Origin of the sequence: Pseudomonas sp. FP215, assembly GCF_030687795.1 — a bacterium.
GTDB lineage: Bacteria > Pseudomonadota > Gammaproteobacteria > Pseudomonadales > Pseudomonadaceae > Aquipseudomonas > Aquipseudomonas salmasensis.
Genome location: NZ_CP117447.1, coordinates 410,882 through 423,336, shown reverse-complemented (window position 1 = coordinate 423,336; position 12,455 = coordinate 410,882). Strand labels below are relative to the sequence as shown.

13 protein-coding genes are annotated in these 12,455 nt (G+C 61.1%); 8 read left to right on the top strand and 5 right to left on the bottom strand.

Annotation, left to right across the window (positions count from 1 at the left end):
• Positions 1–96 precede the first annotated feature (96 nt).
• The 3 genes from PSH76_RS01830 to ntrC all read left to right on the top strand — a co-directional run bounded on the left by PSH76_RS01830 (position 97) and on the right by ntrC (position 3,513).
• Complete coding sequence (locus PSH76_RS01830; RefSeq protein ID WP_305493519.1) at positions 97–633, top strand: chorismate mutase; 537 nt, start codon at positions 97–99, stop codon at positions 631–633.
• Between the two features lie 361 nt (positions 634–994).
• On the top strand, positions 995–2,080 hold the full coding sequence (gene glnL, locus PSH76_RS01825) for a nitrogen regulation protein NR(II) (protein WP_014716523.1): 1,086 nt from the start codon (positions 995–997) through the stop codon (positions 2,078–2,080).
• Positions 2,077–3,513: a nitrogen regulation protein NR(I) gene (ntrC, locus tag PSH76_RS01820; RefSeq protein ID WP_003187806.1), complete on the top strand. Its 1,437-nt coding sequence runs from the start codon at positions 2,077–2,079 to the stop codon at positions 3,511–3,513. The genes glnL and ntrC overlap by 4 nt, the downstream gene beginning before the upstream one ends.
• A gap of 452 nt (positions 3,514–3,965) precedes the next feature.
• On the opposite strand, the gene PSH76_RS01815 is transcribed toward ntrC, so the two are convergent.
• Entirely contained in the window at positions 3,966–4,406 is a 441-nt protein-coding gene (locus PSH76_RS01815; protein WP_305493518.1) for a hypothetical protein, read from the bottom strand.
• On the opposite strand from PSH76_RS01815, the gene PSH76_RS01810 reads away from it, so the two are divergent.
• Complete coding sequence (locus PSH76_RS01810; RefSeq protein ID WP_065930799.1) at positions 4,405–4,860, top strand: tRNA (cytidine(34)-2'-O)-methyltransferase; 456 nt, start codon at positions 4,405–4,407, stop codon at positions 4,858–4,860. The genes PSH76_RS01815 and PSH76_RS01810 overlap by 2 nt on opposite strands.
• A gap of 173 nt (positions 4,861–5,033) precedes the next feature.
• Here the strand turns inward: PSH76_RS01810 and secB are convergent, their stop codons facing one another.
• From secB to PSH76_RS01795, 3 genes are read right to left on the bottom strand one after another with little or no spacing between them, the layout of a single operon-like run.
• On the bottom strand, positions 5,034–5,513 hold the full coding sequence (gene secB / locus PSH76_RS01805) for a protein-export chaperone SecB (RefSeq protein WP_032894017.1): 480 nt from the start codon (positions 5,511–5,513) through the stop codon (positions 5,034–5,036).
• Between the two features lie 41 nt (positions 5,514–5,554).
• The gene (gene grxC, locus PSH76_RS01800) at positions 5,555–5,809 is read right to left on the bottom strand and encodes a glutaredoxin 3 (RefSeq protein ID WP_003187797.1); all 255 of its coding nucleotides are present in this window, start codon (positions 5,807–5,809) and stop codon (positions 5,555–5,557) included.
• 1 nt (position 5,810) lies between these two features.
• Complete coding sequence (locus PSH76_RS01795) at positions 5,811–6,224, bottom strand: rhodanese-like domain-containing protein (protein WP_305493517.1); 414 nt, start codon at positions 6,222–6,224, stop codon at positions 5,811–5,813.
• 151 nt (positions 6,225–6,375) lie between these two features.
• On the opposite strand from PSH76_RS01795, the gene gpmI reads away from it, so the two are divergent.
• From gpmI to PSH76_RS01775, 4 genes are all read left to right on the top strand, one after another.
• Positions 6,376–7,902 (top strand): 2,3-bisphosphoglycerate-independent phosphoglycerate mutase, encoded by a 1,527-nt coding sequence (gene gpmI / locus PSH76_RS01790; protein ID WP_305493516.1) that lies wholly within the window; start codon positions 6,376–6,378, stop codon positions 7,900–7,902.
• Positions 7,903–8,160: 258 nt separating this feature from the next.
• Positions 8,161–9,456, top strand: coding sequence for a murein hydrolase activator EnvC (locus tag PSH76_RS01785; protein WP_305493515.1), 1,296 nt, complete (start codon positions 8,161–8,163; stop codon positions 9,454–9,456).
• A gap of 30 nt (positions 9,457–9,486) precedes the next feature.
• Complete coding sequence (locus tag PSH76_RS01780; protein WP_020302395.1) at positions 9,487–10,800, top strand: S41 family peptidase; 1,314 nt, start codon at positions 9,487–9,489, stop codon at positions 10,798–10,800.
• A gap of 2 nt (positions 10,801–10,802) precedes the next feature.
• The gene (locus tag PSH76_RS01775) at positions 10,803–11,576 is read left to right on the top strand and encodes a divergent polysaccharide deacetylase family protein (RefSeq protein ID WP_305493514.1); all 774 of its coding nucleotides are present in this window, start codon (positions 10,803–10,805) and stop codon (positions 11,574–11,576) included.
• 103 nt (positions 11,577–11,679) lie between these two features.
• Here the strand turns inward: PSH76_RS01775 and PSH76_RS01770 are convergent, their stop codons facing one another.
• The gene (locus PSH76_RS01770) at positions 11,680–12,435 is read right to left on the bottom strand and encodes an ABC transporter substrate-binding protein (protein WP_032894028.1); all 756 of its coding nucleotides are present in this window, start codon (positions 12,433–12,435) and stop codon (positions 11,680–11,682) included.
• Positions 12,436–12,455 lie beyond the last annotated feature (20 nt).

Genomic DNA, 12,455 nt, shown 5'->3' with positions numbered 1-12,455 from the left:
CTCGCGAAAAACGCCAAGACACCGCATTTTTTTCAACATTGACGCGTTATCGTTAGCGACCTTCGCGAGCAAGCTCGCTCCTACAGAGGATCGCCCTTGAAACATCGACTCGTCTTTGCCCTGCTATTGGCCAGTGCCACAGCAAACGCCGCGCCGCCTACGCTCGACCCCTTGCTCAACAGCATCGCCGAACGCCTGGAAATTGCCGACCAGGTAGCGCTGAGCAAATGGGACAGCCACAAGCCCGTGGAGGACAAGAAGCGCGAACAAGAGGTGATCGCCAGCGTTACTGCCCAGGCTGCCAGCTACAAGCTGGACCCGACCGCTGCCGAGCAGTTCTTCGCCGCCCAGATCGAAGCCAACAAACTGGTGCAATACACCCACCTGTCGGATTGGCAGTTCCAGGGCAAGGCGCCCGACGACCCGCGCCCGGACTTGGTCCAGCAGATCCGCCCGCGATTGGACGAGCTACAAAAAAGGCTGCTGCAGCAGTTGGCCGACTTCACTCCACAGCGCACCGACCCGCAGTGCCCGCAATGGCTGGCCGAGGCCGTGCACGAACCGCTGAATGATCCGCTGCGCCAACTGGCGATGATCCGCGCCACCGCCGAGCTGTGCATTTACAAAAACTAGTGCCTGCAAACCCAATTAAAAATGTGGGAGCTGGCTTGCCTGCGATAGCGGTGTTGAATCCGCCACCGCTATCGCAGGCAAGCCAGCTCCCACACTGACTGCGATTTGCCTTAAATCTTCAGTTGCTGAACAACCTTCATAAAACCGCACTATATTGGTGCGATAGCCTGCACCCTTCTCAATTGCCCAGCCCATTTTGGTTCGAAACTTCCCGTTCAAGCTGGCAGAACGCCACAGTTTCGCGCCTGAACCCCTTATTTCAGGGCATTAGCGCTTCTTTTCGGAGCCTTGGTTTGGTTTTTGCATTTTCCTTGTATCAGCGTGTGCCTCAAGCCCGCGCCTTGCTCCAAAAGAGGTCCCGATGACCATCAGCGATGCACTGCACCGTTTGTTACTCGACAACCTGACCACCGCGACCATCCTGCTCAATGCCGACCTGCGCCTTGAGTACATGAACCCGGCGGCGGAGATGCTCCTGGCCATCAGCGGCCAGCGCAGCCATGGGCAGTTCATCAGCGAATTGTTCACCGAGTCGGCCGAAGCCTTGAGTTCTTTGCGCCAGGCCGTGGAGCAGGCACACCCGTTCACCAAGCGCGAAGCGATGCTCACCGCGCTGACCGGGCAGACGCTGACCGTCGATTACGCCGTGACGCCGATCCTGAGCAATGGCGCGACCCTGCTGCTGCTCGAAGTCCACCCCCGCGACCGCCTGCTGCGCATCACCAAGGAGGAAGCGCAGCTGTCCAAGCAGGAAACCAGCAAAATGCTGGTGCGCGGCCTCGCCCATGAGATCAAGAACCCGCTGGGCGGTATTCGCGGCGCGGCACAGTTGTTGTCCCGCGAGCTGCCGGACGAGCACCTCAAGGACTACACCAACGTCATCATCGAGGAAGCCGACCGCCTGCGTAACCTGGTCGACCGCATGCTGGGCTCCAACAAGCTGCCGTCCCTGGCGATGACCAACGTGCATGAGGTGCTCGAGCGCGTGTGCCAACTGGTCGAGGCCGAAAGCCAGGGCTGCATCACCCTGGTGCGCGACTACGACCCAAGCATTCCCGACGTGTTGATCGACCGCGAGCAGATGATCCAGGCGGTACTCAATATCGTGCGCAACGCCATGCAGGCCATCAGCAGCCAGAACGAGCTGCGCCTGGGCCGCATCAGCCTGCGTACCCGCGCTCTGCGCCAGTTCACCATCGGCCATGTGCGCCATCGCCTGGTGACCAAGGTCGAGATCATCGACAACGGCCCCGGCATTCCTGCGGAGCTGCAGGAAACCATCTTCTTTCCCATGGTCAGCGGCCGCCCGGACGGTACCGGGCTGGGCCTGGCCATTACCCAGAACATCATCAGCCAGCACCAGGGCCTGATCGAATGTGAGAGCCACCCTGGCCACACCACGTTCTCGATCTTCCTGCCATTGGAACAAGGAGCCCCCACGACATGAGCCGTAGTGAAACTGTCTGGATCGTCGACGACGACCGTTCTATCCGCTGGGTCCTCGAAAAAGCCTTGCAACAAGAAGGCATGACCACCCAGAGCTTCGACAGCGCCGATGGGGTGATGAGCCGCCTGGCACGCCAGCAGCCGGACGTGATCATTTCCGACATCCGCATGCCTGGGGCCAGTGGCCTGGACTTGCTGGCGCGCATTCGCGAGCAGCACCCGCGCTTGCCGGTGATCATCATGACCGCCCACTCGGACCTGGACAGCGCTGTCGCGTCCTACCAGGGCGGCGCCTTTGAATACCTGCCCAAGCCATTCGACGTGGATGAGGCGGTGGCGCTGGTCAAGCGCGCCAACCAGCACGCCCAGGAACAACAGAACCAGGAAGCCCCGCCGACCCTGACCCGCACCCCAGAAATCATCGGCGAAGCGCCGGCGATGCAGGAAGTGTTTCGCGCCATCGGGCGCTTGAGCCACTCCAACATCACCGTGCTGATCAACGGCGAATCCGGGACCGGTAAAGAGCTGGTGGCCCATGCCCTGCACCGCCACAGCCCACGGGCGGCCTCGCCGTTCATTGCGCTGAACATGGCGGCGATCCCCAAGGATTTGATGGAGTCCGAGCTGTTCGGCCATGAAAAAGGCGCGTTCACCGGCGCGGCCAACCTGCGTCGCGGACGCTTTGAACAAGCGGACGGCGGCACGCTGTTCCTCGACGAAATCGGCGACATGCCGGCCGATACCCAGACTCGCTTGCTGCGCGTGCTGGCTGACGGCGAGTTCTACCGTGTGGGCGGGCATACACCGGTCAAGGTCGATGTGCGCATCATCGCGGCCACCCACCAGAATCTGGAAACCCTGGTGCATGCGGGTAAATTCCGTGAGGACTTGTTTCACCGCCTCAACGTGATCCGCATCCATATCCCGCGCATGTCGGACCGTCGTGAAGACATCCCCACCCTCGCCCGCCACTTCCTCAGCCGCGCCGCCCTGGAGCTGGCCGTCGAGCCCAAGCTGCTCAAAAGCGAGACCGAGGAATACCTCAAGAACCTGCCGTGGCCCGGCAACGTGCGCCAGTTGGAGAACACCTGCCGCTGGATCACCGTGATGGCGTCCGGGCGCGAAGTGCACATCAGCGACCTGCCGCCGGAGCTGCTGAGCCTGCCGCAGGACTCGGCCCCCGTGACCAACTGGGAACAGGCGCTGCGCCAATGGGCTGACCAGGCCCTGGCACGCGGCCAGTCGAACCTGCTGGACAGCGCCGTGCCGGCGTTCGAGCGGATCATGATCGAGACAGCGTTGAAGCACACTGCCGGCCGTCGTCGCGATGCCGCCGTGCTGCTGGGTTGGGGGCGTAATACCCTGACGCGCAAGATCAAGGAATTGGGGATGAAGGTGGATGGTGGGGATGATGATGAGGGTGATGAGGCCTGATCACATTTTCCCAAACCCACTGAAGATCCAATGTGGGAGCGGGCTTGCTCGCGAATGCAGTGTGTCAGTCGCCGGATGTATTGGCTGGCCCACCGCCTTCGCGAGCAAGCCCGCTCCCACATTTGGATTTTCATAAAGCTCGGGCTTGTGCACCGCTTCAATGCACGATGAACCGGCATTGAGCACAGACCAGAAAACTCGCATATCGCTTTCGCTACAAAGTTCTTAACCGTAGAAACAACCAAAGCCCCGTATTCCGGGGCTTTGCGCTTTTTGGCATTTTTTTCCAACGGTAAATGCAAGTTTTGGCACGCCCCCTGCAATAGCCCCAGTACTACCCAGTTTCGGGGACCTTGGTACAGGCAGGCCGAGAATCCCCTCTTTAACACCGAAGCCTCAGGCTTCACCCCGTTTTGGGAGCCCTGGTACAGGCAGGCCGGGAACTCCCTCTTTTATTGCTCGTGGAGATGGATCTCCAGCCGCCAGCGGCCATCGACCTCTGCACCGCTCCACTCCCCACGCAACGGCCGGGCCGCTACCAGGTTCAGCAGTAAGCCAGCATCGGTCTTGCGTATGCGCCAATTCACGTCCTTGTCATTGACCTTGAGCTGCCCGCTGGCTGCCTTGCCCTGGGCGTCAAACAGCAACGCCACGGTGCCGTCGATATGCTCGCCGTGCAGCTTGGGTTCCTTGTTGAACCACACCACCAAACCATCCGCCGCAGGTTCTACCTGTTGCAGCTCAAGCGGCTCGGGGGTGGTCAAGCGGCCGATCATCAAGCCAATCATCAAGCCGACAATCGCCAATGAGCCCAACACCCTCGGCAATAGCTTCGGTCTCGGGTCGTCTTCGGGGGTAGAATGCAGCGCATCTTTGCCTTCGGAGCCGTGCATGTTTCACGTCATCCTTTTTCAACCAGAAATTCCGCCGAATACCGGCAACGTTATCAGGCTGTGCGCCAACAGTGGCTGCCACCTGCATTTGATCGAGCCTCTAGGCTTTGACATGGACGACAAGCGCCTGCGGCGAGCCGGGCTGGACTACCACGAGTACGCCACCCTCAAGCGCCATGCCGACCTCGCCAGCTGCCTGGAGAGCCTGGGCCACCCACGGCTGTTCGCGTTCACCACCAAGGGCTCGCGGCCGTTTCATGATGCCAGCTTTGCCGAGGGCGACGCGTTCCTGTTCGGCCCCGAGAGCCGAGGCCTGCCGGCCGAGGTGCTTGACGCATTGCCCGAGGGCCATCGCCTGCGCTTGCCGATGCGTGAAGGCTGCCGCAGCCTGAACCTGTCCAACACCGTGGCCGTCGCCGTCTATGAAGGCTGGCGCCAACTGGGCTTCAAGTAACCCCCATTCTCCCTGTAGGAGCGAGCTTGCTCGCGAAAAACCAACAGGCAATGTGGGCTACCTGATAGCGCTGCGTCATCGTTGACGCTCTTCGCGAGCAAGCTCGCTCCTACAGGCGTGAGCAGTACATAAAAAAAGCGCCTGTGATGGCGCTTTTTTTATACATCGAAGGCTTACTGAACCGTTGGCGCGCCTTCTTGTTGCATGCGCTGCAGCTCTTGGGCGTACAGGGCATCGAAGTTCACCGGCGCCAGCATCAGTGCCGGGAACGAGCCACGGGTGACCAGGCTGTCCAGGGTCTCACGGGCATACGGGAACAGGATGTTCGGGCAGAACGCGCCCAGGGTGTGGCTCATGGACGCTTCGTCCAGGCCCTGGATCAGGAAGATACCGGCCTGTTGCACTTCAGCGATGAAAGCAACTTCTTCACCATTCTTGACGGTGACCGACAGGGTCAGCACCACTTCGTGGAAGTCACCTTCCAGGGATTTCTGACGAGTGTTCAGGTCCAGCGCAACGCTTGGGGTCCATTCCTGACGGAAGATGGCCGGGCTTTTTGGCGCTTCGAACGACAGGTCACGCACATAGATCCGCTGCAGCGAGAACTGTGGGCCTTGAGCTTCTGCTGCTTCGGTGTTCTGTTGATCAGTCATCGCAGATCCTTCTTTATCTTGGGTTCTTAAGGGTTTAGGAGTCAGACGGACAGCAGCGCATCAAGTTTACCGGCGCGCTCCAGGGCAAACAGGTCGTCGCAACCACCGATGTGCCGGGTGCCGATCCAGATCTGCGGGACCGACGTGCGGCCAGCCTTCTGGGCCATTTCGGCGCGCACCTGGGGCTTGCCATCGACCTTGATCTCTTCGAAGGCAACGCCCTTTTTCTCAAGCAAGGCCTTGGCCCGCATGCAGTAAGGGCACCAATCGCTGGAATACACGACAACCTGGCTCATATCACTTCACCAACGGCAGGTTATCGCCACGCCAGCTGCTGATACCACCGGACAGCTTGGCGGCGGTGAAGCCGGTCTTGAGCATCTCACGGGCGTGGGTGCCGGAGTGCTGGCCCTGGGCATCGACCAGGATGATGGTCTTGGCCTTGTGCTTTTCCAGTTCGCCCAGGCGCGCCATCAGCTTGTCCTGGGGAATGTTCAGGGCGCCCACGATATGGCCGGCGGCATAATCCTTGGCCGGGCGAATATCGACGACGACGGCCTCATCCTTGTTGACCAGCGCGGTCAGCTCCGACGTGCTCATGCTGCGACCACCGCGGCTCAGTTCATGAGCGATCAGCAGCGCCAGCAGGATGACGAAGGCGCCCACAAGCAGGTAGTGGGCAGTGGCAAATGCAATCAGGTGATCAACCATCAAGGAGGTTCCAGGGCGTTAAAATGGCGGTAAGTATACACAGCCGCCAGGGGGGGCCAACCCCCGTAAAGCGGTGACGTGGTTGGAACTTCGCTTTAAACTGCCACTCCCTTTTCAATTGTCTTCCTTTATTAACGCCGCGAGAGGATCTATGACTACCACGCCTAAACCTTTGGTCCTGATAATTCTCGATGGCTTCGGACACAGTGAAAGCCACCACGACAACGCGGTTTACTCGGCCAATAAGCCGGTACTGGACCGTCTAACCGCCACCGTGCCCAACGGCTTGATCTCAGGTTCCGGCATGGACGTGGGCCTGCCGGACGGCCAGATGGGCAACTCGGAAGTCGGCCACATGAACCTCGGCGCCGGACGAGTGGTGTACCAGGACTTCACCCGTGTCACCAAAGCGATCCGCGATGGCGAGTTCTTCGAGAACCCGACCATCTGCGCGGCGGTCGATAAAGCCGTTGCCGCCGGCAAGGCCGTGCACTTCATGGGCCTGTTGTCGGACGGCGGCGTACACAGCCATCAGGATCACCTGGTCGCTATGGCTGAACTGGCATTCAAGCGCGGCGCTGACAAAATCTACCTGCACGCCTTCCTCGACGGCCGCGACACGCCGCCCAAAAGCGCGCAATCCTCCATCGAACTGCTGGACACCACCTTCGCTGCCCTGGGCAAAGGCCGCATCGCCAGCCTGGTGGGCCGCTACTTCGCCATGGACCGTGACAACCGTTGGGACCGGGTCTCCCAGGCCTACAACCTGATCGTCGACGGCCAGGCCGAATTCAACGCAGCCACCGCCCAGGAAGGCCTGGAAGCGGCCTATGCCCGTGGCGAGAGCGATGAATTCGTCAAGGCCACCACCATCGGCGAGCCGGTGAAGGTCGAAGATGGCGACGCCGTGGTGTTCATGAACTTCCGCGCCGACCGTGCCCGCGAGCTGAGCCATGTGTTCGTCGATGAAGGCTTCAAGGACTTCGAACGCGCTCGCCAGCCAAAGGTCGAGTTCGTCATGCTCACCCAATACGCCGCCAACATCCCGGCCCCGTCGGCTTTCGCCCCGGGCAGCCTGGAGAACGTGCTGGGAGACTACCTGGCCAAGAACGGCAAGACCCAGCTGCGCATCGCCGAAACCGAGAAATACGCCCACGTGACGTTCTTCTTCTCCGGTGGCCGCGAAGAGCCGTTCCCTGGCGAAGAGCGCATCCTGATCCCGTCGCCAAAAGTCGCGACCTACGACCTGCAGCCGGAAATGAGCGCACCGGAAGTCACCGACAAGATCGTCGACGCCATTGAAAACCAGCGTTATGACGTAATCGTGGTCAACTACGCCAACGGCGACATGGTTGGCCACAGCGGCAACCTGGAAGCGGCGGTCAAGGCGGTTGAATGCCTGGACCTGTGCGTTGGCCGCATTGTTGACGCCCTGGAAAAAGTCGGCGGCGAAGCGCTGATCACCGCCGACCACGGCAACTGCGAGCAGATGTCCGACGAATCCACCGGCCAGGCGCACACCGCGCACACCACCGAGCCGGTGCCGTTCATCTATGTCGGCAAACGTGACCTGAAAGTGCGTGAAGGTGGCGTGCTGGCGGATGTGGCGCCGACCATGCTGAAACTGATGGGGCTGGAGCAGCCGAAGGAGATGACCGGGACCTCGATCCTGATCTGATCCAAAGTACGCCACAAAACAGTGTGGGAGCGGGCTTGCCCGCGATAGCGGCTAATCAGTCGACATCTATGTCGCTGACCCACCGCAATCGCGGGCAAGCCCGCTCCCACATTGGTTTTGTGGTGTTTGGTAGATGTCTTTTCGCCATACCATCGCCACTCGGCGCCTATCTTGCCCGCCAGCCCCAATTGGGCGTTTTTTTTGCAGCGCTTGGCGGGCATACTAGGCCGTCCTTTTCCCCTGGTGTCGCCCGCCTCTATGCTTCGCGCCTTGATAACCCTTGCTCTTGTCTGCCTGCTCCAACCGGCGTTTGCCGATGAGCGTGCACAAACCCAACAACAGTTGGACGCTACGCGTCAGGACATTACCGAGCTGAAAAAGCTGCTCGGCAAGCTCCAGGAAGAAAAATCCGGGGTGCAGAAAGACCTGCGCGGCACGGAAACCGAGATGGGCAAGCTGGAGAAGCAGGTCCAGGAGCTGCAAAAAGAACTAAAGAAGAGCGAGTCGGAACTGGAGCGACTCGACGCTGAGAAAAAAAAACTCCAGAGCGCACGCGTTGAACAGCAACGCCTGATCGCGATCCAGGCCCGTGCCGCGTACCAGAGCGGCCGCCAGGAGTACCTCAAGCTGCTGCTCAACCAGCAGAACCCGGAAAAATTCGCCCGCACCCTCACCTATTACGATTACCTGAGCCAGGCCCGCCTGGCGCAATTGAAGGGGTTTAACGAAACCCTGCGCCAATTGGCCAATGTCGAACAGGAAATCGCCGACCAGCAATCCCAGCTGCTCGATCAGAAAACCGCCCTGGACACCCAGCGCGACCAGCTCGATAAAGTACGCAAGGAGCGCCAGCAGGCCCTGGCCAAGCTCAACAGCGACGTAAAAGCCCGCGACGCCAAGTTGCAGGCCCGCGAGCAAGACCAGGCCGACCTGGCCAAAGTGCTCAAGACCATCGAAGAAACCCTGGCCCGCCAGGCACGCGAGGCCGAAGAAGCGCGGCAAAAAGCGCTGATCGCCCAGGAGGAAGCCGAAAAAAAGCGTCAGCGTGAGGCCGAACTGGCTGCCACCACCGACGCTCCAGCCCCGCGCAAACCGGCGCGTGCAGCGCCTGGCCCGCTGGTTTCCAGCAGTGGCGAGTCGTTCGGCGGCCCTTTTGCCTCAGCGCGCGGCAAACTTCCATGGCCGGTTGATGGTCGATTACTGGCACGCTTTGGGGAAACCCGTGGCGATGACACCCGTGCCAAGTGGGATGGCGTGATGATCAGCGCCTCTGCCGGCAGCCAGGTCCACGCCGTGCATGGTGGGCGCGTGGTGTTTGCCGATTGGTTGCGGGGCGCCGGCTTGCTGGTGATTCTTGACCACGGTAATGGCTATTTGAGCCTTTACGGCCACAATCAGACATTACTCAAGTCGGCAGGTGATGTTGTAAAAGCCGGTGAATCCATTTCCACTGTCGGTAACAGTGGTGGCCAGGACACCCCGGCGCTGTACTTCGCTATTCGTCAGCAGGGCCGCCCGAGCGACCCTGCACAATGGTGCCGGTCCCAAGGATAGGGTCGCATCTACATTAGGAGTTCGTTCGACATGCTGCATTTGTCCCGCCTCACTTCGCTGGCCCTGACGATCGCCCTGGTGATCGGCGCGCCTCTGGCTTTTGCCGACCAGGCCGCACCGGCTGCACCCGCCATGGCTGCGACGACCAAGGCGCCGTTGCCGCTGGACGAGCTGCGCACCTTTGCCGAGGTCATGGACCGGATCAAGGCAGCGTATGTCGAACCCGTAGACGACAAGGCCCTGCTGGAAAATGCCATCAAGGGCATGCTCAGCAACCTCGACCCGCACTCTGCCTACCTGGGCCCGGAAGATTTCGCCGAGCTGCAGGAAAGCACCAGCGGTGAGTTCGGCGGCCTGGGCATCGAAGTGGGCTCCGAAGACGGCCAGATCAAAGTGGTCTCGCCTATCGACGACACCCCGGCGTCCAAGGCCGGTATCCAGGCCGGCGACCTGATCGTGAAGATCAACGGCCAGCCGACCCGCGGCCAGACCATGACCGAAGCCGTCGACAAGATGCGCGGCAAGCTCGGCCAGAAAATCACCCTGACCCTTGTGCGCGACGGCGGTAACCCGTTTGACGTGACCCTGGCCCGCGCGACCATCACGGTCAAGAGCGTGAAGAGCCAACTGCTGGAGTCGGGCTACGGTTATATCCGTATCACCCAGTTCCAGGTCAAGACCGGCGACGAAGTGGCCAAGGCCCTGGCCAAGCTGCGCAAAGACAACGGCAAGAAGCTCAACGGCATCGTGCTTGACCTGCGCAACAACCCAGGCGGCGTATTGCAGTCGGCGGTCGAGGTGGTCGACCACTTCGTCACCAAGGGCCTGATCGTTTACACCAAGGGCCGTATCGCCAACTCCGAGCTACGCTTCTCGGCCACCGGCAACGACCTCAGCGAGAACGTGCCACTGGCGGTCTTGATCAACGGCGGCAGCGCCTCGGCCTCGGAAATCGTCGCCGGCGCCCTGCAAGACCTCAAGCGCGGTGTGCTGATGGGCACCACCAGCTTCGGTAAAGGCTCGGTGCAGACCGTATTGCCGCTGAACAACGAGCGTGCGCTGAAGATCACCACCGCGCTGTATTACACGCCCAACGGCCGCTCGATCCAGGCCCAGGGCATCGTGCCGGACATCGAAGTACGCCGCGCCAAGATCACCAACGAGATCGATGGCGAATACTACAAAGAGGCCGACCTGCAAGGTCACTTGGGCAATGGCAACGGCGGCGCCGACCAGCCAACCGGCAGCCGCGCCAAGGCCAAGCCGATGCCGCAGGACGATGACTACCAACTGGCCCAGGCACTCAGCCTGCTCAAGGGCTTGAGCATCACCCGCAGCCGTTGATCATGCGCCTTGCCCTGATCTTCGCTGTGCTGTGCAGCCTGGCAGGGGTCGCTCAAGCGGCCCCTGCCAGCGAACCGCACAAAGCCTACCTGACACTGATCATCGATGACCTGGGGCAAAACCTGCTTCGGGATCGCCGCGTGCTCGCGCTACCCGGACCGGTGACCGCCGCCATCATGCCGGACACGCCCCACGCCGCCGAATTCGCCCGTGAGGCCCACAAGGCTGGCAAGATCGTGATCCTGCACATGCCCATGGACCCGGCCACCGGCCCCTTCGCCTGGCACCCGGAGCTGTCCATCGAAGAACTGGGCAAGCGCCTGGATGCCGCGTTCGATGCCGTGCCCTACACGGCAGGCATCAACAACCACATGGGCAGCCGCATGACCGCGCAGCCGGCGGCGATGGCCTGGCTGATGGGTGAGTTGCAAAGGCGCCACAAGTTCTTCGTCGACAGCCGCACCAGCGCGCAGACCGTCGCCGCCGCCGAAGCGCAGAAGATCGGTTTGGCCCATGTGTCGCGGGATGTTTTTCTCGATGACGAACGCACCGAAGCGGCGATTACCACGCAGCTGCAAACCGCAATCAAGCTGGCGCACAAGCAGGGCTCGGCGGTGATGATCGGGCATCCTTACCCACAGACGCTGGCGGTGCTGGAGCGCGAATTGCCCAAGCTCAAGGCACAGGGCGTGGAGTGGATCGATATCAAGTTGATGATCAGCGTGCGCAGCAACCGGGCGATGGCCGGGCATGGCAAAAACGGCATCTATCGCTGACGCCCCCCTGTAGGAGCGAGCTCGCTCGCGAAAAACTTGAGACCGCCGCGTACCCCCTGGATACCCGCGTCATCGTTGACGTCCTTCGCGAGCAAGCTCGCTCCTACAGGTAGTTGGCCATGATCTGGTCGATACGGCCTTCTTCACGCAACTGGTCCAGCGCGGACTGAAGCTTGGCCACCAGCTCATCCGGCACGTCCTTGTTCAACGCCAGGTAAAGCTGCGCACTGTTGAAGCGCAATACCGTCTTGAGCCCGTTCACCCCCACCTGCCGCGCCAGGTAACGCCCGGCAGGGTCGCCTGTGGCCCACAGGTCGATCTGGCCTTCCATGAGCTTTTGCGCATTGTCCTGGTCACGCAGGGCGACAATCGGCTTTAGCCCCTGCTTGTCCAGGCTTTCGGCAATGGCGTCGCCTTTGTAGGCGCCGATCTTGTATCGGCGCGCCTGCTCAAGGTTTTCCAGCTGGATCTTGCTGTCGGCCTTGGCCAATAGCACCCAATCGTCCGGGCCGATGGGGCCGACCCATTTGAACAAGGCTTCACGGTCTGGCAACCGCGCCATCACAAACACGCCGTAACCGGGTTTTTCCAGGGCGAGCTTGTAGATTCGCTCCCAAGGGAAACGCAGGGTCAGGTTGTAGGAAATGCCGGCGCGCTTGAAGGTTTCGCGCATGATGTCTACGGCGATGCCTTCGATGTTCTCGTCCTTGGCGAAGTTCTTGCCGTTTTTCGCCATGTTGTAGGGCGGGAAATTTTCCGTCAGCAGCACCAGGGAGGCGTCAGACGGTTGTTCGGCGTGTGCCGTAGCCACCATGAGCATGGAGGAACTGGCGAGGGCGAGCAGCAGGTGTTTGAACATGAAGGCTACCGGAATCCATG

Excerpts from the sequence above, each read along its gene's own strand:
- glnL (WP_014716523.1), top strand. The coding sequence starts at position 995 with ATGACCATCAGCGATGCACTGCACCGTTTGTTACTCGACAACCTGACC.
- ntrC (WP_003187806.1), top strand. The coding sequence starts at position 2,077 with ATGAGCCGTAGTGAAACTGTCTGGATCGTCGACGACGACCGTTCTATC.
- PSH76_RS01810 (WP_065930799.1), top strand. The coding sequence starts at position 4,405 with ATGTTTCACGTCATCCTTTTTCAACCAGAAATTCCGCCGAATACCGGC.
- PSH76_RS01815 (WP_305493518.1), bottom strand. The coding sequence starts at position 4,406 with ATGCACGGCTCCGAAGGCAAAGATGCGCTGCATTCTACCCCCGAAGAC.
- secB (WP_032894017.1), bottom strand. The coding sequence starts at position 5,513 with ATGACTGATCAACAGAACACCGAAGCAGCAGAAGCTCAAGGCCCACAG.
- grxC (WP_003187797.1), bottom strand. The coding sequence starts at position 5,809 with ATGAGCCAGGTTGTCGTGTATTCCAGCGATTGGTGCCCTTACTGCATG.
- PSH76_RS01795 (WP_305493517.1), bottom strand. The coding sequence starts at position 6,224 with ATGGTTGATCACCTGATTGCATTTGCCACTGCCCACTACCTGCTTGTG.
- gpmI (WP_305493516.1), top strand. The coding sequence starts at position 6,376 with ATGACTACCACGCCTAAACCTTTGGTCCTGATAATTCTCGATGGCTTC.
- PSH76_RS01785 (WP_305493515.1), top strand. The coding sequence starts at position 8,161 with ATGCTTCGCGCCTTGATAACCCTTGCTCTTGTCTGCCTGCTCCAACCG.
- PSH76_RS01780 (WP_020302395.1), top strand. The coding sequence starts at position 9,487 with ATGCTGCATTTGTCCCGCCTCACTTCGCTGGCCCTGACGATCGCCCTG.
- PSH76_RS01775 (WP_305493514.1), top strand. The coding sequence starts at position 10,803 with ATGCGCCTTGCCCTGATCTTCGCTGTGCTGTGCAGCCTGGCAGGGGTC.
- PSH76_RS01770 (WP_032894028.1), bottom strand. The coding sequence starts at position 12,435 with ATGTTCAAACACCTGCTGCTCGCCCTCGCCAGTTCCTCCATGCTCATG.